The organism is Micromonospora sp. AKA38 (assembly GCF_027925725.1).
Taxonomy (GTDB): domain Bacteria; phylum Actinomycetota; class Actinomycetes; order Mycobacteriales; family Micromonosporaceae; genus Micromonospora.
Genome location: NZ_BNEI01000003.1, coordinates 1138336 through 1159947, shown reverse-complemented (window position 1 = coordinate 1159947; position 21612 = coordinate 1138336). Strand labels below are relative to the sequence as shown.

Annotated in this window: 18 protein-coding genes; 11 read left to right on the top strand and 7 right to left on the bottom strand. The window is 74.4% G+C overall.

The window, feature by feature from the left end; translation table 11 throughout:
- Positions 1-351: 351 nt before the first annotated feature.
- On the bottom strand, positions 352-735 hold the full coding sequence (locus TPA0908_RS13870) for a WhiB family transcriptional regulator (protein ID WP_281938009.1): 384 nt from the start codon (positions 733-735) through the stop codon (positions 352-354).
- Between the two features lie 251 nt (positions 736-986).
- On the opposite strand from TPA0908_RS13870, the gene TPA0908_RS13865 reads away from it, so the two are divergent.
- Entirely contained in the window at positions 987-1793 is an 807-nt protein-coding gene (locus tag TPA0908_RS13865) for a helix-turn-helix transcriptional regulator (RefSeq protein ID WP_281938007.1), read from the top strand.
- A 12-nt stretch (positions 1794-1805) separates the two neighbouring features.
- On the opposite strand, the gene TPA0908_RS13860 is transcribed toward TPA0908_RS13865, so the two are convergent.
- Positions 1806-2210, bottom strand: coding sequence for a DUF5319 domain-containing protein (locus tag TPA0908_RS13860; RefSeq protein WP_281938005.1), 405 nt, complete (start codon positions 2208-2210; stop codon positions 1806-1808).
- A 197-nt stretch (positions 2211-2407) separates the two neighbouring features.
- Between TPA0908_RS13860 and guaB the strand changes: the two genes are divergently transcribed.
- The 3 genes from guaB to TPA0908_RS13845 are packed head-to-tail and all read left to right on the top strand — an operon-like array spanning position 2408 to position 6606.
- Positions 2408-3970, top strand: coding sequence for an IMP dehydrogenase (gene guaB, locus TPA0908_RS13855; RefSeq protein WP_281938003.1), 1563 nt, complete (start codon positions 2408-2410; stop codon positions 3968-3970).
- Between the two features lie 36 nt (positions 3971-4006).
- Complete coding sequence (locus TPA0908_RS13850; RefSeq protein ID WP_281938001.1) at positions 4007-5125, top strand: GuaB3 family IMP dehydrogenase-related protein; 1119 nt, start codon at positions 4007-4009, stop codon at positions 5123-5125.
- A gap of 26 nt (positions 5126-5151) precedes the next feature.
- Positions 5152-6606, top strand: a complete 1455-nt coding sequence (locus TPA0908_RS13845) for a M1 family metallopeptidase (RefSeq protein ID WP_281937999.1) — start codon at positions 5152-5154, stop codon at positions 6604-6606.
- A 6-nt stretch (positions 6607-6612) separates the two neighbouring features.
- Here TPA0908_RS13845 and TPA0908_RS13840 read toward each other — a convergent pair whose 3' ends face one another.
- Positions 6613-7713: an LCP family protein gene (locus tag TPA0908_RS13840; protein ID WP_281937997.1), complete on the bottom strand. Its 1101-nt coding sequence runs from the start codon at positions 7711-7713 to the stop codon at positions 6613-6615.
- A gap of 132 nt (positions 7714-7845) precedes the next feature.
- On the opposite strand from TPA0908_RS13840, the gene TPA0908_RS13835 reads away from it, so the two are divergent.
- Both TPA0908_RS13835 and guaA read left to right on the top strand, forming a co-directional pair.
- On the top strand, positions 7846-9528 hold the full coding sequence (locus TPA0908_RS13835) for an FAD-dependent oxidoreductase (RefSeq protein ID WP_281937995.1): 1683 nt from the start codon (positions 7846-7848) through the stop codon (positions 9526-9528).
- A gap of 119 nt (positions 9529-9647) precedes the next feature.
- Positions 9648-11204, top strand: a complete 1557-nt coding sequence (gene guaA, locus TPA0908_RS13830; protein WP_107158871.1) for a glutamine-hydrolyzing GMP synthase — start codon at positions 9648-9650, stop codon at positions 11202-11204.
- A 7-nt stretch (positions 11205-11211) separates the two neighbouring features.
- On the opposite strand, the gene TPA0908_RS13825 is transcribed toward guaA, so the two are convergent.
- Positions 11212-11601, bottom strand: a complete 390-nt coding sequence (locus tag TPA0908_RS13825) for a PspC domain-containing protein (protein ID WP_281937991.1) — start codon at positions 11599-11601, stop codon at positions 11212-11214.
- Between the two features lie 144 nt (positions 11602-11745).
- Between TPA0908_RS13825 and TPA0908_RS13820 the strand changes: the two genes are divergently transcribed.
- The 3 genes from TPA0908_RS13820 to TPA0908_RS13810 all read left to right on the top strand — a co-directional run bounded on the left by TPA0908_RS13820 (position 11746) and on the right by TPA0908_RS13810 (position 14970).
- Positions 11746-12693, top strand: a complete 948-nt coding sequence (locus TPA0908_RS13820) for an NUDIX hydrolase (protein ID WP_281937990.1) — start codon at positions 11746-11748, stop codon at positions 12691-12693.
- 81 nt (positions 12694-12774) lie between these two features.
- Positions 12775-13713, top strand: coding sequence for an NUDIX hydrolase (locus TPA0908_RS13815; protein ID WP_374709207.1), 939 nt, complete (start codon positions 12775-12777; stop codon positions 13711-13713).
- Positions 13714-14058: 345 nt separating this feature from the next.
- On the top strand, positions 14059-14970 hold the full coding sequence (locus TPA0908_RS13810) for a CDP-alcohol phosphatidyltransferase family protein (RefSeq protein WP_281937986.1): 912 nt from the start codon (positions 14059-14061) through the stop codon (positions 14968-14970).
- Between the two features lie 71 nt (positions 14971-15041).
- Here TPA0908_RS13810 and TPA0908_RS13805 read toward each other — a convergent pair whose 3' ends face one another.
- From TPA0908_RS13805 to TPA0908_RS13795, 3 genes are all read right to left on the bottom strand, one after another.
- Entirely contained in the window at positions 15042-16289 is a 1248-nt protein-coding gene (locus TPA0908_RS13805) for a phosphatidylserine decarboxylase (RefSeq protein WP_281937985.1), read from the bottom strand.
- 185 nt (positions 16290-16474) lie between these two features.
- On the bottom strand, positions 16475-17014 hold the full coding sequence (locus tag TPA0908_RS13800) for a hypothetical protein (protein WP_281938629.1): 540 nt from the start codon (positions 17012-17014) through the stop codon (positions 16475-16477).
- Entirely contained in the window at positions 17011-18978 is a 1968-nt protein-coding gene (locus TPA0908_RS13795; protein ID WP_281937984.1) for a PspC domain-containing protein, read from the bottom strand. Before TPA0908_RS13795 ends, TPA0908_RS13800 begins: the two co-directional genes overlap by 4 nt.
- 177 nt (positions 18979-19155) lie before the next feature.
- On the opposite strand from TPA0908_RS13795, the gene TPA0908_RS13790 reads away from it, so the two are divergent.
- Together TPA0908_RS13790 and TPA0908_RS13785 are read left to right on the top strand one after the other, a co-directional pair.
- Complete coding sequence (locus TPA0908_RS13790) at positions 19156-20418, top strand: ATP-binding protein (RefSeq protein WP_281938603.1); 1263 nt, start codon at positions 19156-19158, stop codon at positions 20416-20418.
- A gap of 2 nt (positions 20419-20420) precedes the next feature.
- A complete protein-coding gene (locus tag TPA0908_RS13785) occupies positions 20421-21098 on the top strand; it encodes a response regulator (RefSeq protein ID WP_107158888.1) in 678 nt (225 codons plus the stop codon).
- The last annotated feature ends 514 nt before the right edge of the window (positions 21099-21612 follow it).

The window sequence follows — 21612 nt, the reverse complement described above, 5'->3', positions numbered from 1 at the left end:
CCAGCCCTTACCGTCCGCCGTGCCGGCGAGCGCGACGAGGGCCCGGCGAGCGCGTCGAACCAGTGTGGCGGCGGCCGTTCCCGCGTGAGTCGTCGACGCGTTCAAGTTTGCAGGCGTCGGACAGCGCTGTCGGCCGTCGCGGCACGATCGGCGGTTACCGACCGGCGGCGCGGCGACCGGCGGCGCGGCGACCGGCGGCGCGGCGACGGGCGGCGCGGCGACCGGTTCGCGCGGCGACCGGTTCCGCGAGACGGGCGGTGCCGAGAAGCGGTGACGGTCCGGCACGCGTCGGCGCGAACGAAACGCCGCCGCGCCCCGAGGTGCGGGGCGCGGCGGCGGGAAGTGCGAGGGTCAGGCGACCTTGCGCTGGTCCGGAACGGCGGTCTTGTGCGGCCGGCCGAGGCGGGCCTCGAGGCGGGCGATGTCGACCCGGGCCTGCCGGCGGTCGGCCAGGTCCTCCCAGCCGAGGGCGAGCAGCCGCAGCCGCTCGGACTCGCTGAAGCCGCCCCAGACGCCGTACGGCTCGCGGACGGCGAGGGCGTGCGCGGCGCACTCGGCGCGCACCGGGCAGGCGCGGCAGACCGTCTTCGCGCCGGTCTCGCGGCGCATGCGGGACGAGCCGCGCTCGCCGTCCGGGTGGAAGAACTGGGCGCTGTCGCGGCCCCGGCACGCGCCGAGCCGCTGCCAGTCCCAGAGGTCGACGATGGGTCCAGGCAGCCTACGTACGTTCGACATCAGCACCCCTCCTCCCGCGCGGCACCGCGGAGAATGTTGTGGCCAGCTACCGGGCGGCGGTCCGCGCGGGATGCCGGTTCCGGATGAACCAGTCGGTACCCGAGCCGTCCCCGGCTCACACATCTGTGATCGAAAACCTCGGACAGTCGATGCCATATGCCCCATCTGTCGGAAAAGTTCGGATGATTGCTCGGAACCCCCTCCCGACCCCACCCGCACGTGGTCTGCTCTGAGTCGGAGAGGAGACCACAGTGCGTAGCGTTCTGATCTGCGTTCGGACCCCATTGGCGGCCCAGAATCTGACCTCCGCGGCGGCGCGGCTGGGGCTGTCCGGCGCCGTCCGGACGGCCGTCTCCGATCCCGAGGTGATGTTGCGGCTCGCCGAGCGTCCGGTCGACGTGGTACTGGCCGACACCGCCCTGACCCGGCCGGACAGCGCCGGGTTCGTGCGGCGGGTGCTCGCCCGCGCGCCCCAGGCCGCGGTGCTGCTGCTCGGCGCCGAGGAGTCGGAGTCGGCGGCGGCCACCATCAGTGCCGGGGCGCGTGGCCTGATCCAGAACGCCGACCACGACCTGACCAGCGCGGTGGCGAAGGCGCTGCTGCTGCTCTCCGCCCCGGGACGGGCGAACCGGCACCGGGTGGCCGACACCGCCCGGGACGCGGCGGCGGTCGGCGGACCGACCCGGACGGCGGCGCCGGGGCGTACCCCGGGTGGGCCGGGCTGGCCGGCGACGGACCCCGCGGGCCTGCCCACGATGGTGCCGGTCCAGCGTGGGGAGGACGCCAACGACCCGGCGGCGGAGGGGGCGGAGACGCCCCCGCCGGGCCCCGGCCAGCGCCCGGCGCGGACCCCGCGCAGCGCGATCGGGCTCACCGAGCGCGAGCTTCAGGTGCTGCTCGGCATGGCGGAGGGCAAGAGCAACGCGGAGATCGGGCGGGAGTTGTTCGTCTCCGAGGACACCGTCAAGACGCACGCCCGGCGGCTGTTCCGCAAGCTCGGCGCGCGGGACCGGGCGCACGCCGTGGCCGCCGGTTTCCGGGCCGGCCTGGTCGCCTGAGCCCGGCCGGGTTCACTCCGACGCGGCGTCGTCCGTGCCCTCGGTGAGCGTGTCGTGCACGCCGTCCGCGTAGCCGCGGGCGTAGTCCCAGCTCACGTAGTGGTCGGGGTCGGGGTCGTAGGCCGGCTCGTGCACCCGGGGCCGCCCCGAGTTCAGCAGGTGGCGCAGGTTGCCCCGGAGCAGGTCCCAGTCGAAGTAGTGCGGCTCGCGGCAGTCCTCGCACTCGATCACCAGGCCACGCACCCCGATCGGCTGGAGCAGGGCCTGGTAGATCTCCAGATCGGCCAGATCCTCCAGCACGTCCTGGCGCTCGACCTCGGTCAGCGGGTCGAGCGCGTCCTCCTCGCCGGAGTCGTGCAGGCCGGCAGCCGGATCGGCCGGGTCGCCGTTGAACGGGTCGATGGGCTCGTCGTGCACCCCCTCACCGTAGACCCCGCGCCGCCGGAAAGCCCGCCCCCCGCCCCGCTGTGGCCCGGCCTACCCCGGGCCCGCCGCTGCCCGGGGCGGACCGGGCCAATGGGTACGATGAGGCGACGCGCCGTCACACCGGTGCGCGCCGGCGTCCGCGCGCGCCGCCTCGCTGCAGCCCGTTCGACCAGCTCAGGGGAGCAATCGTGGAGAATTCGCCCAGCACCGAGAACCCGGCCGGCCCCGACGGCGGCGAGTTGGGCGGTCATCTGCCCGAGTTGCCGGCCGGTTCCGCCCGGGTGGTGCCGCTCGGGCTGACCTTCGACGACGTGCTCCTCCAGCCGGGCGAGTCGGACGTGGTGCCCAGCCGGGTGAACACCCGGACCCGGCTCACCCGCAACATCGAGCTGACCGTGCCGCTGCTCTCCAGCGCGATGGACACCGTCACCGAGGGCCGGATGGCGATCGCCATGGCCCGGCAGGGCGGCATCGGCGTGCTGCACCGCAACCTCTCCGTCGAGGACCAGGCGCTCCAGGTCGACCTGGTCAAGCGCTCCGAGTCCGGCATGATCACCAACCCGGTGACCGCCAGCCCGGACGACACGCTCCGCGACGTCGACGCGCTCTGCGGCCGTTACCGCATCTCCGGCGTGCCGGTGGTCGACGGGCAGGGCCAGCTCGTCGGCATCGTGACCAACCGCGACATGCGCTTCGTCTCCGACCCGGCCACGCCGGTCCGCGACATCATGACCCGCACCCCGCTGATCACCGCGCCGGTCGGCGTGAGCAAGGACGACGCGCTCGACCTGCTGCGCCGCCACAAGGTGGAGAAGCTGCCGATCGTGGACGGCACCGGCGCGCTGCGCGGCCTGATCACGGTCAAGGACTTCACCAAGAGCGAGCAGTACCCGAACGCCACCAAGGACGAGGCGGGCCGCCTCCGGGTCGCCGCCGCGGTCGGCGTGGGCGAGGACGGCTACAAGCGGGCCCGCGCGCTCGTCGACGCCGGCGTCGACGTGGTCATCGTGGACACCGCGCACGGCCACCAGCGGGCCGTGCTGGAGATGGTCGCCCGGCTCAAGCGGGACGTGACCATCGACATCGTGGGCGGCAACATCGCCACGTACGCGGGCGCGAAGGCGCTCGTCGAGGCCGGCGCCGACGGCGTCAAGGTGGGCGTGGGGCCCGGCGCCATCTGCACCACCCGGATCGTGGCCGGGGTGGGCGTGCCGCAGGTCACCGCGATCATGGAGGCGGCCCGGGCCGCCCGGCCGGCCGGCGTGCCGGTGATCGGCGACGGCGGCATCCAGTATTCCGGCGACATCGCCAAGGCGCTGGTGGCCGGCGCCGACACGGTGATGCTCGGCAGCCTGCTGGCCGGCTGCGAGGAGAGCCCCGGTGAGCTGATCTTCATCAACGGCAAGCAGTACAAGGCGTACCGGGGGATGGGCTCGCTCGGCGCGATGCAGTCGCGCGGTCAGGGCAAGTCGTACTCCAAGGACCGCTACTTCCAGCAGGACGTGATGGCCGAGGACAAGCTGGTCCCCGAGGGCGTCGAGGGCCAGGTGCCCTACCGCGGCCCGCTCGCCCAGGTCGCCCACCAGCTCACCGGCGGCCTGCGCGCCGCCATGGGCTACGTGGGCGCCGAGAGCATCCCGGAGCTGCACCGACGTGGCCAGCTCATCCGGATCACCGCGGCGGGGCTGAAGGAGAGCCACCCGCACGACATCCAGATGACCGTCGAGGCACCCAACTACCACTCCCGCTGACCTCTCCCTCCACCCCCGAACACACCTGGAGTCCCCATGCGTGACGTGGTCGAGATCGGGCTGGGCAAGACCGCGCAGCGCGGTTACCACCTGGACGACATCGCCATCGTGCCGAGCCGCCGCACCCGGGACGTCGACGACGTCTCCACCGCGTGGCAGCTCGACGCCTACCCGTTCGGCATCCCCTGTGTCGCGCACCCCTCGGACGCGACCATGAGCCCGGCCTCCGCGGTGCGCCTCGGCGAGCTGGGCGGCCTCGGTGTGCTCAACGTCGAGGGCCTCTGGACCCGCTACGAGAACCCGGCCAAGATCCTGGAGGAGCTGGCCGGCCTCGGCGAGGACGCCCGGGCCACCAAGCGGCTCCAGGAGGTCTACGCCGAGCCGATCCGCCCCGACCTGATCGCCGAGCGGGTCCGCGAGCTGCGCGAGGGCGGCGGCACGGTGGCCGTCCGGGTCTCGCCGCAGCACACCCTGGCGCTGGCCCCGGTGATCCTGGACGCCGGCGTGGACATCCTGGTCATCCAGGGCACCCTGGTCTCCGCCGAGCACGTCTCCACCACCGACGAGCCGCTGAACCTCAAGGAGTTCATCGCCGACCTCGACCTGCCGGTCATCGTCGGTGGCTGCACCGACTACAAGACCGCGCTGCACCTGATGCGTACCGGCGCGGCCGGCGTGATCGTGGGCATCGGCGGCGACGACTGGTCGACCACCGAGTCGGTGCTCGGCATCCGGGTGCCGATGGCCACCGCGATCGCCGACGCCGCCGCGGCCCGCCGTGACTACCTGGACGAGACCGGTGGCCGGTACGTCCACCTGATCGCCGACGGCGACATGCAGACCTCCGGCGACATCGCCAAGGCGCTCGGCTGCGGCGCGGACGCGGTGATGCTCGGCGAGCCGCTCTCGCTCTGCGAGGAGGCCCCGGCCGGCGGCGCCTGGTGGCACTCCGCGGCCAGTCACCCGTCGCTGCCCCGGGGCGCGTTCGAGGTGGCCGGCGAGCCGATCGGCTCGATGGAGCGGCTGCTGTTCGGCCCGGCCGACGAGCCGGACGGGCAGCTCAACCTCTTCGGCGGCCTGCGCCGCGCGATGGCCAAGTGCGGCTACCGCGACCTCAAGGAGTTCCAGAAGGTCGGCCTGGTCCTGGACCGCTGAGCAGGCATTCGAAAGGGATCGGGACGATGACGCGGCGCCGCGGACGACGAGGGCTCGGGCTGCTGGCCTGCGGGACGCTGCTGCTGGCCGGCTGCGGACCGGCCGAACCCGACCGGGGCGCCGCGACGACCGCGCCCGGTCCCACGGCCGCCCGGAGCTTCGCGCCCGGCGCGCCCGGCGTCGGCGACAGCTACTTCCCGAGCTACGGCAACGGCGGCTACGACGTCGCGAACTACACCATCAAGGTGCGCTACGACCCGGAGACGGACAAGCTCACCGGCACCACCACGGTGCGGGCCACCGCGACCGCCGACCTGTCCGCGTTCAACCTGGACCTGGCCGGGCTGACCGTCCGCTCGGTCACCGTGGACGGCGCCGCCGCCCGGCACGCCCGCACCGACGACGAACTGGTCGTCACGCCGGCCACCGGGCTCACCACCGGCAACGGCTTCGTCACCGAGATCCGGTACGACGGCAAGCCGACGCCGCTGCGTACCGAGGCGCTCGGCGAGGGCGGTTGGCTGCACACCGCCGACGGGGCGATCGCGCTCGGCCAGCCGGAGTCGGCGAGCACCTGGTTCCCGGTCAACGACCACCCGTCGGACAAGGCCACCTACGACGTCGACATCACCGTGCCGAAGGGGCTGACGGCGGTCGGCAACGGCGTGCCGAAGGGGAGGTCGACGGCCGGCGACTGGACCACCTGGCGCTGGTCGGAGACCTCGCCGATGGCCAGTTACCTGACCACCGTGGCGATCGGGAAGTTCCGGGTCACCACCGCCGAGCACAAGGGCCGGCCGGTCTTCAGCGCGGTCACCACGCAGTTGCCCGAGGGCGCGCCGGACCGCTCGATCGCCCGTACCGTCGAGGTCGCCGACTACCTGGAGAGCCTGTTCGGGCCGTACCCGTTCGACGCGTACGGGGGTGTGGTGGTCGCCGACTCCCGGATCCGGTACGCGCTGGAGACGCAGAGCCGGCCGGTCTACTCGGCCGGCTTCTTCCGGCAGGGCGACAACACCGAGGTCGTGGCGCACGAACTGGCCCACCAGTGGTACGGCGACAGCGTCTCCATCCAGCGCTGGCAGGACATCTGGCTCAACGAGGGGCTGGCCACGTACGCCGAGTGGCTCTGGGCCGAGCACAGCGGGTCCTCGACCGTGCAGCGCACGTTCGAGCAGAAGTACGCGGGCGCCTCCGCCCAGGTGTGGCGGACGCCGCCGGGCCGGCCGGGGGTGGAGAACCTGTTCGGCGGCTCGGTCTACGACCGCGGTGCGATGACCGTGCACGCGCTGCGGATCGCGGTGGGCGACACCAAGTTCTTCAGCATCCTGCGGACCTGGGCGGCCGAGCGGAAGAACGGCAACGCCACCACCGCCGACTTCGTGGCGCTGGCGGAGCGGGTGGCCGGGAAGCAGCTCGACAAGGTCTTCGACGCGTGGCTGTTCGGCACCGAGCGCCCGCCGCTGCCGAAATCCAGGTGAGGCGCGTCAGGTCCGGACGCGCAGCGACGGGTGGGCGGCCAGGAACGCGTCGGCCTTGCCGCCGCGCAACGCGGTGAGGAAGTCGCGGCCCAGCGGCTGGAGCTGCTCGCCGCGGTACGCGCCGCCGCTGCCCACCCCGGTGCCGGGGAGCCCGACCAGCGTGATCCGGTCCGTCGGCATCCCGCCCAGCGCGTACGCGAAGTCGACCAGCTTCCGGCCGCCGCCGACGTACACCAGGGTTTTGCCGAGCGCGGCGACGACCTGCTCGACCCGCTGCGGGTCGCGGGCCGTGCCCTGGTCGAGGAGCTTGCCGGCGAGCGCGCGGAGCAGTTGCTGCTGGTGCCGCTGCCGGGTGTAGTCGCCGCCGGCGGTGTAGCGCTGCCGCGCGTAGTCGAGCGCCTGCCAGCCGACCAGGTGCCGCTGGCCCTTCTGGTAGACCATCTGCGGCCCGGTGTACCCGCCGCCGCCCAGCGGGCGCATCGTCCCGTCCGGCCGGCGGTGCCGGGAGGCGACCTTCTGGTCGACGTAGAGGTCGACGCCCCCGAGTGTGTCCACCAGCTTGTCGAAGCCGCCGAACGTGATCACCGCGCCGGCGTCGATGCGCAGCCCGGTGTAGCGGGCGACCGTGGCCCGCAGCAGGTCGTACCCCTGGGCGGTGCTGGGGTGGGCCTTGTCGCCGGGCACCCGGCTGCCGTAGCTCATCGCGTGGGTGAGCTTGGTCCTCCCGCCCGGGTAGCGGGCCTTCGGGTAGGCGGGGATGTCGACGACCAGGTCGCGGGGGAGTGAGAACAGGTACGCCCGGTCCAGTCCGGCGGGCACGTGCAGCACCAGCACGGCGTCGGCGTGCGGCTCCCAGCCGGGGATGCTGACCCGGGTGTCCACGCCGACGAGCATCAGGTTGAGCGGGCCGGTCAGGTCGGCGCCGGGCGGCGGGGTCGGACTGCCGGTGGTCGGCGCCGGCGTGGGCGCGTCGGGCGGTGAGGTGGCCGGCGCGGCGGCAGGGGTCGGCGTGTGGTGCCCGGTCAGTCGGGTGGCCGCCACCGCCCCGCCGGCGACCAGCAGTGCCGCCACCAGGGCGGCCAGGCCCAGCAGGCGTCGTCTCGTCACGGTTGTTTCCTCTCCCCGTGTGTTCGACGCGTCCGGGGGCGCCGACGGTTGCACCGGCGGCCGGAAGCGCTCTGCATGATCTGCGAAAAACGCGTGCTGGCGCCATAGCTACCCGTCGGTAATGATGCGTGCATGCGCTACGACGTGGTCGTCATCGGTTCGGGTTTCGGCGGCAGCGTCACCGCGCTGCGGCTGGCCGAGAAGGGCTACTCGGTGGGCGTCCTGGAGGCCGGCCGCCGCTTCGCCGACGAGGAGTTCCCGCGTACGTCCTGGCAGGCGCGACGGTTCCTGTGGGCGCCGCGACTCGGCTGCTTCGGGCTGCAACGGATCACGCTGCTCCGCTCCGCCGACCGGAAGGCCGGCGGCGGCGTGCTGGTGCTCTCCGGCGCCGGGGTGGGCGGCGGCTCACTCGTCTACGCGAACACGCTCTACGAGCCGCTGGACGCGTTCTACGCCGACCCGCAGTGGCGGGACATCACCGACTGGCGCGACGAGTTGGCCCGCCACTACGACCAGGCGAAGCGGATGCTCGGCGTGACCACGTACCCGATCGACACCGGCGCGGACCGGGCCATGCGGGCGGTGGCCGAGCGGATGGGCGTGGCGCACACGTTCCACCCGACGCCGGTCGGCGTGCACATCGGCCGCCCGGGCCAGCGGGTGCCCGACCCGTACTTCGGTGGGGTGGGGCCGGACCGCACCGGGTGCAGCCACTGCGGGTCGTGCATGACCGGCTGCCGGCACGGCGCGAAGAACACGCTTGTCAAGAACTACCTCTGGCTGGCCGAGCGGCTCGGCGTGCAGGTCCACCCGCTGACCACGGTGACCGCGGTACGCCCCGACCCGGCCGGCGGCTACGTGGTGCACACCGCGCGCACCGGAGCCTGGCTGCGCAAGCGCCGCGCGGTGATCCACGCCGACCAGGTGGTCTTCGCGGCCGGCGCGCTCGGCACCCAGCGGCTGCTGCACGAGATGAAGGCGACCGGCGCGCTGCCGGCGCTCTCACCCCGGCTGGGCGAGCTGACCCGGACCAACTCGGAGGCGATCCTCGGCGCCTCGGTGGGTTCGGGCGCGGCCCGGCGGCGCGGTCTGGACTTCTCGGCGGGGGTGGCGATCACCAGCTCGTTCCACCCCGATCCGCAGACCCACATCGAGCCGGTCCGCTACGGCAAGGGCTCCAACGCGATGGGGCTGCTCCAGTCGTTGCTGGTCGACGGCGGGCCGCACCGGGTCCGGCGGTGGCTGGGCAGCATCGTCCGGCAGCCGGGGCTGGCGGCCCGGATGCTGTCCGTCCGCGGCTGGTCCGAGCGCACCGTGATCGCGCTTGTCATGCAGTCGGTCGACAACTCGCTGACCACCCGCTGGCGGGGCCGCCGGCTGGTCAGCGGGCCGGGTCACGGCGCGGCCAACCCGACCTGGATCCCGGCCGGCAACGAGGCGGTCCGGCTGCTCGCCGAGGAGATCGACGGCACCCCGGGCGGCGCGGTGACCGAGCCGTTCAACATCCCGATGACCGCGCACATCCTCGGCGGCGCGGTGATCGGCGCCACCCCGGCCGACGGCGTCGTCGACCCCTGGCACCGGGTGTACGGCCATCCGGGGCTGCACGTGGTGGACGGCGCGGCGGTCTCGGCGAACCTGGGCGTCAACCCGTCGCTGACGATCACCGCGCAGGCGGAGCGGGCGATGTCGTTCTGGCCCAACAAGGGCGACCCCGACCCCCGCCCCGCACCCGGCTCCCCGTACACCCGCGTGCCCCCCGTCCCCCCGCGCCGGCCGGCGGTCCCCCCGCACGCCCCCGCCGCGTTGCGGTGAAAGGAGGGGCCCCTTCCTAACGCCTCCGGTAGAGGCAGGGCCCCCTGTTGACACATTCGAGGCGCGACACCGCCGGGGCGCGTCCGGCGGCCCGGTGACTGTCGGTAGGCTTTGCGCACATGAGCACGCCTCGCCCCGTCCTCGTGGTGGACTTCGGAGCCCAGTACGCCCAGCTCATCGCGCGCCGCGTCCGCGAGGCGAAGGTCTACTCGGAGATCGTCCCGCATTCCATGCCGGTGTCCGAGATGCTGGCGAAGAACCCGGCCGCGATCATCCTGTCCGGCGGCCCGTCCAGCGTCTACGCCCCGGGCGCCCCGCAGATCGACGCCGGGATGTTCGACACCGACGTGCCGGTCTTCGGCATCTGCTACGGCTTCCAGGCGATGGCCCAGGCGCTCGGCGGCACGGTCTCGCGCACCGGCAACCGGGAGTACGGCGGCACCCCGCTGCGCCCGCGCCTGACCGAGCCCGGTGTGCTGCTCCGCGACCTGCCGGCCGACCTGCCGGTGTGGATGAGCCACGGCGACTGCGTGACCGAGGCGCCGGCCGGCTTCACGGTGACCGCCGAGTCGGCGGGGGCCCCGGTGGCCGCGTTCGAGGACCTGGCCGGTCGCCGGGCCGGCGTGCAGTTCCACCCCGAGGTGGGGCACACCGCGCACGGTCAGGAGATGCTGACCCGCTTCCTGTACGACATCGCCGGCGTGGCCCCGACCTGGACGCCGGAGAACATCATCGACGAGCAGGTCGCCCGCATCCGCGAGCAGGTCGGTGACAAGGAGGTCATCTGCGGCCTGTCCGGCGGCGTCGACTCGGCGGTCGCGGCGGCGCTCGTGCACCGGGCCGTGGGCGACCAGCTCACCTGCGTCTTCGTCGACCACGGGCTGCTGCGGGCCGGCGAGGCCGAGCAGGTGGAGAAGGACTACGTGGCGGCGACCGGGATCAGGCTCAAGGTGGTCGACGCGCGGGAGCGGTTCCTCGGCGCGCTCGCCGGGGTGACCGATCCGGAACAGAAGCGGAAGATCATCGGCCGCGAGTTCATCCGGGTCTTCGAGGCCGCCGCCCGGGAGATCGCCGCCCACGGCGACGTGGAGTTCCTGGTGCAGGGCACGCTCTACCCGGACGTGGTGGAGTCCGGCGGCGGCACCGGCACCGCCAACATCAAGAGCCACCACAACGTCGGCGGCCTGCCCGAGGACCTGAAGTTCTCCCTGGTCGAGCCGCTGCGCACGCTGTTCAAGGATGAGGTCCGCACGATCGGCCTGGAGCTGGGCCTGCCCGAGGCGATGGTCTGGCGGCACCCGTTCCCCGGCCCGGGCCTGGCCATCCGGATCATCGGCGCGGTCGACGAGGAGCGCCTCGCCGTGCTCCGCAAGGCCGACCTGATCGCCCGGCAGGAGTTGACCGCCGCCGGCCTGGACCGGGGCGTCTGGCAGTTCCCGGTGGTGCTGCTGGCCGACGTGCGCAGCGTCGGCGTGCAGGGCGACGGGCGCACCTACGGGCATCCGGTGGTGCTGCGCCCGGTCTCCAGCGAGGACGCGATGACCGCCGACTGGTCCCGGCTGCCCTACGAGGTGGTGGCCCGGATCTCCACCCGGATCACCAACGAGGTCGCCGAGGTCAACCGCGTGGTGCTGGACGTGACAAGCAAGCCGCCGGGCACCATCGAGTGGGAGTGACGCCGGGTCAGGCGGCGGGCGGCGGCCCGGCCTGCGAGCCCGGCCCGGCCTGCGAGCCCGGCCCGGCCTGCGAGCCCGGCCCGGCCTGCGAGCCCGGCCCGGCCTGCGAGCCCGGCCCGGCCGGCGGGACCGGCGGCCAGCCGGGCGCGGTGCCCGGGGCGTGCGGCCAGGCGGGCGCGCCGGCCGGCTCCTCCGGCATCAGGAACCACATGATCGGGTACGCGAGCGCGGCCAGCCCGCCGGTGAGCACGGTGGCGACCGCGAAGGCCACCCGGACCAGCGTGGGGTCGACGGCGAAGTAGCGGCCGAGGCCGCTGGCCACACCGGCGATCATGCGGTCGCTCACCGGCCGGCGGAGCTGCTTGTACGGGGGCTGGAAGGGGTTCGTGGAGGTCATGTGTCCACGGTTGCGCGGCGGACGGCGGGCGACCTCGGTGACCGCCCGGACACTTACCCTGACCTGTCCCTGAGGCGCCAGCAGAGAGTCAGGAATCTGACTCTTTTCGATGGAGGTAACGGCCGCCGGGGAGAATTTGCTCCCGTGACCACCTCGCTGGAGCCGCTGCGCAGGATCGCGGCATACGCAGTTTGTGCTGATTCGAACGGCCGAGTGTTGCTGGTCCGCGCATCGGAGCGCTCCGGCACCCCCGGCACCTGGTCGCTCCCCGGAGGGGCGGTCGACCACGGTGAGGACCCCAAGCACACAGTCGTCCGGGAGACCGCGGCCGAGACCGGGCTCTCCGTCGCCGTCGCCGGCCTCCAGGACGTGCTGGCCGACATGCGGGCGTTGCCCGAGCGGCACATCACGATCCACACCGACCGCCTGCTCTACACCGTGTCGGTGCGGGGCGGGACGCTCACCGAGCGGGTCGACCGCCCCACCGACCTGGCCCGCTGGTTCACCCTCGACGAGGCCCGCGGGCTGCCGCTGCGGTCGTTCACCGCGCGTGCCCTGGGGCTGCCCACCTCCTCGCACGACGTGGTGCCGGAGGAGGTCCCCGAGTTCCCCTCGTTCTACGCCGTCCCCGGCCCGGACGGGCTGCACCGGGCGCAGCGCTTCGCCGCGTACGCGGTGGTGACCGACCCGGAGGAGCGGGTGCTGCTGACCCGCGTCTCCGACGGCTATCCGGGCGCCGGCTGCTGGCATCTGCCCGGCGGCGGCACCGACTACGGCGAGCAGCCCGCCGCGGCGCTGATCCGGGAGTTGGTCGAGGAGACCGGGCAGACCGGCCGCCTCGTCGAGCTGCTCGGAGTGGCCAGCCACCGGGACGCCGCCTCGCTCGGCCCGGAGGGCTACCCGATCGACTGGCACGGCGTCCGCGCCTTCTACCGGGTGGTCGTGGACCAGCCCGCCCCGCCCACCGTGGCGGACGTCGGCGGCTCCACGTGCGAGGCCCGCTGGTTCCGGCGCGAGGAACTCGGCGCTCTCCCCACCGACCGCCTCACCGAGGTCACCGCCGAGGCCGTCCAGGCCGCCCACCTCATCTGACCCCACCCCACCCACCGCCCTCCCGCGTCGATGATCATGAGGTTGCCGGGACGAAATGTCCGTCCCGGGGCCGCTAACCTCATGATCGACGCTGGAACGGGTCGGGGAGGGTGCGGGGTGGAGCGGTGGCGGCGGGTGGGGGCCTACGGGGTTCTCCGGGACGCGGCGGGGCGGGTGCTGCTCGCGCGGGGTGCGGCCGGGGGCCCGTACCCGGGGGTGTGGCAGTTGCCCGGCAGCGCGGTCGCGCACGCCGAGCACCCGGCCGACGCCGTGGTGCGCGGGTTCGCCGCGGAGACCGGGCTGACCGTGGCGGTCGGCACGGTCCGCGCCGCGGTCGCCGACGTGGCCCTCTCCCACGCCGACGCGGTGGCGGTGCACACCGACCGGCTGGTCTTCGAGGTCGAGGCCCGGGGCGGACGGCCGCGGCCCGAGCCGGCCGGCGGCAGCGACGAGCTGGGCTGGTTCACCCCGGACAAGGCCGCCGGCCGGCTGCTGATGCCGTTCACCGCCGAACTGCTCGGCCTGCCCGTGTCGCCGCTGCCGGCCGACCTGCCCCGGGCGCTGCCGGCCGCGCCGGCCACCGACCGCCGGCAGCGTTTCGCCGCGTACGGGCTGGTCACCGACCCGGACGACCGGGTGCTGCTCACCATGATCGCCCCCGGCTATCCGGGCGCCGGCAAGTGGCACCTGCCCGGCGGCGGCACCGACCACGGCGAGCAGCCGGCCGCCGGGCTGCTCCGCGAGCTGGTCGAGGAGGCCGGGCAACTGGGCCGCGTGGTCGAGTTGCTGGCGGTGGACAACCTGCACACGCCCGCCGCGCTCGGCCCGGAGGGCCGCCCGCTGGACTGGCACGGCATCCGGGTGATCTACCGGGTCCGGGTGGACGCGCCGACCGAGGCGGTGGTGACCGAACTGGCCGGCGGTTCCACCGCCCGGGCCGCCTGGTTCACCCGACCGCAGGTGGCCGGTCTGTCGATGACCGAGGTGGCGGTCCGGGCCACCCGGCGCGGAGTGAGCTGAACCGCTCACCGAGCCGCCCTGGGCCACCTCCGGTACAGTCAGGAAGAGGGATGACGGAGAGAAAAGGGCGTTGCGGCCCGAGATGGGAATAACTGAGCGGTTAGTGCGGTTGAGGCAGATATAAGTACCGCCGGCAGCTATCGCCAAGCCCCCGTCCCCTGTGCAATGGTGTACTCCGCAAATGGGCTGCCGGGCCCGAAAGGTCCGGCACGAGACAGCCGGACACCCGCCCCGACGTGGGCGGCCAGCCGATCCGGTGATGGAGGAAACGTGCCGAGAGCCCCATGGCGCCGGCGTCGTACTACTGACAGTCCGCGCCCCGCAGGGCGTCGCTGGGCGGGCCGGTTGCGCCGCAGCAGCACGTTCGCCCGCCAGGTGCTGTTGGTCCGGGTGGGCCGCCGGGACGGCCTGGCCGGCCCCGGGACCGACCTGGTCACCCGCGACCGCCGCTACGCCGACCGCCAGCGTCTCCGCTACGGCCGGTTCGACGCCGACGTCGAAGCGGTACGCCCGATCAGCCCGGCGCTCGTCCCGGCCGCGCCGGTCGACGAGTCCCCGGCCATGTCGATCCCGCTGCTGCCCGGCGAGCGCACCGCCGCCCGGCGCGCCAAGTTCGCGCTGGTCAACGCGTGCACCCTGAGCAGCCTCATGCTCGGCATGCTGGCCATCTTCCTGGCCATGCAGGGCGAGGTGCGGCTCGCCGCGGTCTGCCTGATCGCGTGTGTCGCGTTCGACGGCCTCGACGGCGCCCTGGCCCGCAAGCTCGGCGTGGCCAGCCCGTTCGGCGCGCAGATGGACTCGCTTGCCGACATGTGCTCGTTCGGCCTCGCCGCGCCGGTGGTGGTCTACGCCTCACTGGCCGGCTCGGTGCCGCCGGCCGCCGCCGCGGTCGCCTGCGCCCTGGTCGCGGCGTGCGCGGCCATCCGGCTCGCCCGGTTCAACGTCTCGCCGAAGGACGGCCGGTTCTTCTGCGGCGTGCCGACCACGATGGCGGCGATGGTGCTCGCCCTGACCGTGGCGATCGGCGTGCCGGTCCCCGGCCTGGTCATGGTCGCCGGCGTGGCGCTGCTCGCCTTCGCGATGGTGTCCAGCTTCCCCTACGCCAAGCTCGCCCGGCTGCTGAAGCTGCCGCCGTGGCTCTGGGTGGCCCCGGTGGTCGGCGCGCTCGTCGACATCCGGCTCACCTTCGCCCTCGTGGTGGTGGGTTACCTGGCCAGCGGCCCGCTGCTCTGGCTGCACCAGCGCCGCGCCGCCTGACACGCGTCACCTAACGCCGAAAGGGGCGCTGCTCGCGAGAGCGGCGCCCCTTTTCGTACGTCGCGGGCGGGTCAGCGCCAGCGGGCGATGACCGTCGACCCGCCGATCACCTTGTCGCCGGGGCCGACCAGCGGGTCCGCGGCGTCGACCGGCAGGTAGACGTCGGTGCGTGAGCCGAACCGGATCAGACCGAAGCGCTCGCCCTTCGCCAGCAGCGAGCCGACCGGTGCCCGCTGAACGATACGGCGCGCGATCAGGCCGGTGCGCTGCGCCACGATCACCGTGCCGTGGTCGGTGTCCAACACCGTGTACGCCGCCACGTTGTGCTCGGCGTCCGGCTTCATGGCGTTGACGAACCCGCCGTCGGCGACGAAGTAGTCGACCACCTTGCCGGCCACCGGAGCCCGGTTGACGTGCACGTCCAGCACCGACAGGAAGACCGCGACCCGCAGCCACTCGCCGTCGCCGAAGCGCTCGTCGGTGAGCCGTTGCACGGACAGGACCTGGCCGTCCGCGGAGGCGACCACGGCCGACGGGTCCTCCGGGACGTCCCGCTGCGGGTCCCGGAAGAACGCGGCCACCGGCGCCGCGGCCAACGCCGGCACCAGCCAGAGCCTGGACTTCGGCCGGGCGGCCCGGGCCAGGGCGGCCAGGCCGAGCGTGATGCCGGCGGCGGCCACCCCGTTGGAGTCGATGTGCATCTGCCGGGTCACCGGCACGCTCGACGGCCGGTACGCCGGCGACAGCGAGGCCGCCAGCGCGGCCGACGCCGGGGTGAGGCGCAGGTGGTGCACGCGGACCGGCGGGGAGTTGCGCAGCACCACGTCGGTGCGGACACCGTGCAGCACGCCCTGCCGCTCCAGCTCGGGGCCGGCGCCCTCGGTGCGGAACAGCGGCGCGGCGACGCTGAGCACCGCGCCGTCGGCCAGGTACTTGGACAGGCCGTCCACCGCGGCACGGGCCTCCTCGGCGGTGCCGGTGAACGGCTCGGCGACGAACACCACCGCGGCGGCCTCCGCCTCGGTGAGCGTGTCGACCACGCGTACCCGGTCGGCGACCCAGCGGCCCTGGGCCATCACGTGCTCGCGGAGCGCCGTCGCCGCGGCGCCCTCCGCCGGCACCACGACCAGCCGGTCGCCCGGGAGCAGCGCCTCGATCGCCGCGGCCAGCACCGCGGACTCCGGGGTCGCGCCGACCAGCAGTCCGGTCTTCGGGTCGTTACGCCGGGCGAACTCGCTGACGAGCGTGCGGGCGGCGCGCTCGCCGAGGCGGACCGCACCGGACGGACCGGTGACACGCACGGCGGGGGACTGGGTCATGTCGGACGAGCTCCTGACGCGGTAGGGACGGACGGGGGCCGCTGCGGCGACGCGACCGGCCGGCCGGCCGGCCGGGGCGGAACGGGAGCGTCGGGCGTGGTCGGGGCGGCCCGGACCGGACGGCGGAGGGGAGGTCTCCCTCGACCCAGCATAGGCCGCGCCCGCGGGCCGCCGCACCGGCGCGGTCAGGCCGGCGGCTCCCCGGGGGTACGCCGTCCGGCCGGTGGCGCGACGGCCCCCGGGTCGACCGCGGGCAGCTCGCGGGTGGCCGGCCCGGACCGGTTCTCCGGTTCGGCGGTGGCCGGTTCCCCGGTCGCCGGTCCGGCCGCTGACCGGCCCGGCCCGTGTTCGGCCGGCAGGTCCTCCCGGGCCGGCGCCGGCACCTCGGTCACCGCGTCGGTGGCCCACTCGTCGGCCCGCTCGGCAGCCGGGCCGTCGCCGGCCGGGGTGCCGTCCCGGTACGGCGCGGCCACCGTCGTCTCCGCCCCGCCCGGCTGCCCGTACCGGTCGGGCTGAGCCGGTGCCGCCGGCCGGTCCGGGCCGCGGACCGAGCGCAGCGCGCCGACCAGGCCGAGCAAACCGATCACGACCAGCCCGCCGGCCAGGAACCAGCCCACCGGGGGCACGTCCAGCCCGAGGATCCGGGCCAGCAGCCACCAGAGGGCGAGCCCGAGGAAGACAAGTCCGAAGGCGAACGACACGATGTCCGTACGGTGGGCCTTCACCGGGTCACCTCCAGATTGCCGGCGTTCACGTGGACGTAGAGACGCAGCTTGCCCCCGCCGGGGCCGTCCGCGCCGGCGTCGGTGCTCTCCCAGCGGCGACCGCTGAGCCCGCCGGTGTGCCGGCCGAAGACGGTGGCGTCACCGGCGTTCACGTCGGCCACCGTGGTCACGTCCACGTTCGCCGGCACGACCACCGTCGCGTTGCCGAGGTTCACGTCCACGGTCACCTGGATGTCCTGCTTGTCGAAGTCGATGGCCCGCAGGTCGAGCACCGCGTCACCGAGGTTGTTCTCGTACCGGTCGGCCAGGTCGCGGCGGTCGGTCGGGGCCCAGGTGACGTTGCCGTCGATGCCGCGCACCCGGTCGTAGGACTCGGCGACGGTGGCGACGCCGAGCGCCGCCGCCGTCACCAGACCGAGAGCGATCAGCCAGCGGGCGCGGCCGAACCAGGTGCCCACGAGCAGCCCCAGGCCGATGGTGGCCAGCGCCGCGGCGAAGTAGCCGGCCGCGCCGACCGGGAACACGCCGAGCAGGTCGAGCATCGCCACCAGGCCCAGCGCCAGGAAGATCAGCGAGAACGTGATCGCACCGAGCGGGGAGCGTTCCTTCGGCCGCTTCGGCGGGCGGGGCGGTCGGACCGGCGCCGGGGCGGGGGGCGACCCGGCGTACGGGCCGTGCGGGGCGAACGGCGGACGGTAGCCGCCCGGCGGCAGCGGCGCGCCCATCGGGGCGGGCGGGGGCACGGCGGTCGGCCCGCCGAGCGGCGCGCCGGTGGTCGGTGCGGCGGGCCAGCTCGGGGCCGCGCCGGGGCCCGCCCCGGTGCCGGTGTCACCGGCCGGTGACGTCACCGTGGGCAACGTGGCGGTCACCGGCTCGGACCGGACCGGTCGGGTGCCGGCCGCGGCGGGCCAACCCGGGGCGGGCAACGGCGCGGTCGGGTAGCCGGTCCCGGCCCCGGTGGCCGGTGCGGGCGGGTATCCGGGTCGGGCGTGACCGGGCGGCGTGGCCGGGTAGCCGGAGAACGGGGCAGCCGGGTAGCCGGGTTCGGCGTGGACGGGCGGGTAGCCGGGCTCGGCGTCCGCGTGCGGTGCGGCGGGGTGGCCCGGCTCGGTCCGGGCGGACGCGCTGACCGGGTCCCCGGCTGCGGGCCGGGCGGCCGGTGGGGAGCCGGCCCCGGGCGGGCCGGCCGGCCAACCCGGCGTGACCTCGACCGGTTCGTCGGTTCGGGACGCGGCGCCGGCTCCGGCCGGCGGCGCGTACCCGGCGGGTCCGGCCGGCCACGGCGGGACGGGCGGCGGCGGCCCGGATCCGGCGGGCGGACCGGCCCAGGAGGCAGCCGGTGGCGCGGGGAACGGCCCGCCGGACGGCGGCACCGGACCGGGGTACGCGCCGGCCCGGGGCGCGGGCCCGCGCTGGTCGCGGTTGAGCATCAGCGCGCCGCCGATCAGGATCACGGCGCCGAGCAGGATGGCCCGGAAGCCGTCGGTGACGACGTACGCGAAGCCGACCGCGACCACGATGCCGAGCACGATGACGGTGACCGGGGACATGCTGGAGCGGCCCCGGCCGAGCATCGACTCCACGGGTGAGGCGGTGTCGCCCTCCCCGGGGATGATCAGCCACGCGGCGACGTAGACCAGGATGCCGATGCCGCCGAAGAAGCCGAGCACGGCCAGCAGGACGCGCCACAGCACCGGGTCGGTGTTGGTGGCCCGGCCGATGGCGGCGCACACCCCGGCCAGGTAGCGGCCCTCCCGAGGGCGGACCAGCCCGTACCGGGTGGTGAAGCCGGCGGCGCCGGGCGGTGGGGCGTACCCGCCGGGGGGTGGATCGGCGAACGGCGCGCCGCCGCCCGGCGGCGGGGGCCTGTCGTCGTCGGTGGGGGCCGGCCCCGGCGGGGGCGGCGGTGGATCGTCCTGTGCTGCCGCCCAGGGGCGGGGCGGACGGGCAGCGTCCTCGGTCATGCCTCCGATAGTGCTGCCCCGGCCGCCCGGACGACCTCCGGAACCGACCCTGACCCCACCCTGAGATCCCCCGGCGGGGAATGTCCGGGGCGTCCCCGTGGTCCGGGGCGTTCCGATCGTGTGACGATCGGGTCGTCGGCCGCCGCCGGCACCTCGCGCCGAACCGGGAGTCCGAAGATCAGCAGCACCGTCACGCCGCATCCCCCGCGCCTCTACCGGGCCACCGAGCACCGGTTGGCGGCCGGGGTGGCCGCCGGCATCGCCGAGCACCTGGGCATCCCGGTGCTCCGGGTCCGGGTGGCGTTCATGGTGCTGCTCGGGCTCAGCGGGCTCGGGCTGCTGCTCTACGCCGCGTTCTGGGCGGTGGTCCCGCCCCGGCCCGGCGACACCGCCGTGCCGCCCCGCCGCGACCTCGCCCAGCTGCTGCCGTTCGTGGTGATCGGGTTGGGCGTGCTGCTGCTCCAGGTGGTCGCGTTCGACTCGGTCGGGGCGGCCGGCACCGCCGGCTGGCTGGTCGCGATCATCGCGGTCGGCGCCGGGGTCATCTGGCACCAGTCCGGCCCGGAACGTCGCCGGCAGTGGGGCGACTCGGCGGTGCCCTGGCTGGGCGCGGTGGTGGAGGAGAGCGACCGGCGGGCGTTCGTGCTCCGCTTCATCGGCGGCGGCGTGCTCGTCGCGGTCGGCATCATCGGCGTGGCCGCCGTCTACTCCCCGGCGCAGAACTTCGACGCGGTGCTCAACGGCGTCATCTTCGCGCTGGTCGGGCTGGCCGGCGTGGGCGTGGTCACCGGCCCGGTGCTGTGGCGCACCTGGAACCAGCTCCGGTCGGAGCGGGAGGGGCGGATCCGCGAGCAGGAGCGCGCCGAACTCGCTGCCATGGTGCACGACCAGGTGCTGCACACGCTCGCCCTGATCCAGCGCAACGCCGGCGACGTCAAGACCGTGCAGCGGCTGGCCCGGGGGCAGGAACGCTCACTGCGCAACTGGCTCTACAAGCCGGCCGCCTCGCCGACCGAGCGCTTCGCGGCCGCGCTGGAGCAGGCCGCAGCCGAGGTGGAGGACACGTTCGCGATCACGGTCGAGGCGGTGGTGGTCGGCGACCGGGAGACCGACGAGCGGGTCGGCGCGCTCGTCGCGGCCACCCGGGAGGCGCTCGTCAACGCGGCCCGGCACGCCGGGGTGCAGACCGTGTCGCTCTACGCCGAGGTGGAGCCGGAGCAGGTCAGCGCGTTCGTGCGGGACCGGGGCAAGGGCTTCGACCCGGATACGGTGGAGAATCACCGGCACGGCGTCCGGGGTTCGATCATCGGCCGGATGCAGCGGCACGGCGGCCGGGCGGAGATCCGGTCCGAGCCGGGGGAGGGGACGGAGGTCCGGCTGATCCTGCCGATCAGCGGCTCCGGCTCCGGTGCCGGCTCCACGGCGGAAAGGGACAGGTGACCATGTCCGAGCAGGAACCGGTCGAGGGCGCGGCGCCGCGAGGGCCGCTGCGGGTGTTCCTCGTCGACGACCACGCCATGTTCCGGGCCGGCGTCCGCGCCGAGCTGGGCACCCGGGTCGAGGTCGTGGGCGAGGCCAGTTCGGTGGCGGAGGCGGTGGCCCGGATCGCGGTCACCCAGCCGGACGTGGTGCTGCTGGACGTGCACATGCCGGACGGGGGTGGCCGCGCGGTGCTGGAGGCGATGCGGCGTACCCACCCGCAGGTGAGGTTCCTGGCGCTGAGCGTCTCCGACGCGGCCGAGGACGTGATCGGGCTGATCCGGGCGGGCGCCCGGGGGTACGTGACGAAGACCATCTCGCCCGAGGAACTGACCGACGCGATCCGCCGGGTGGCCGACGGCGACGCGGTGTTCAGTCCGCGGCTGGCCGGGTTCGTGCTGGACGCGTTCGCCTCCCGGCCGGACGCGCCGGTCGCCGATCCCGAGCTGGATCAGCTCACCAACCGGGAGCGCGAGGTGCTGCGGCTGCTCGCCCGGGGGTACGCGTACAAGGAGATCGCCAAGGAGCTGTTCATCTCGATCAAGACGGTGGAGACGCACGTCTCCAACGTGTTGCGCAAGCTCCAGATGTCGAACCGCTACGAGCTGTCCCGCTGGGCCGCCGACCGTCGGCTGGTCTGATCGCCGGCAGCCTCGTCCACCTGGTCGGCGGGGGTGCCCGCACAGTCGACGAGGACCTCAGCCGTACGGGTAAAAACTGCGCGTACCCGGCGCTCGCTCGGGTGTTCCGCAGTGGGCCGCGGCCTGCCCGTGCGCCGGAGGTTCGGGGTGGTCTGGATCGAGGTGGGCATGTCGTGCCTGGTCAGAGGCGTGTGATCCGCGCCATTTGTGATCTTTTCTCAAGTATCGGCGACGTGGCGGGCAACTAACGGCTTGATAACGGCACCTTCACGGAAAGGGCCGGTGGGTGTCACAGTGGCAGCACCTCACCCCCCGGTGTGAGGCATCTCGTCGGGCCCGCCGACCACGGAACGCCGCAACCGCGCCGCCCCGTGGTTGTCGATCCTGCGTGATGTCCTCGTCGAAGGGTGTGGCGCCCGGCGGATCGGTACCCCAGGGGTGTCCCGATTTCCTCTGCGGTAAACCGGCGGCCTGTGGTTCGGGTCGTCGGCGGTGTCACCCCCCACACGTGCGT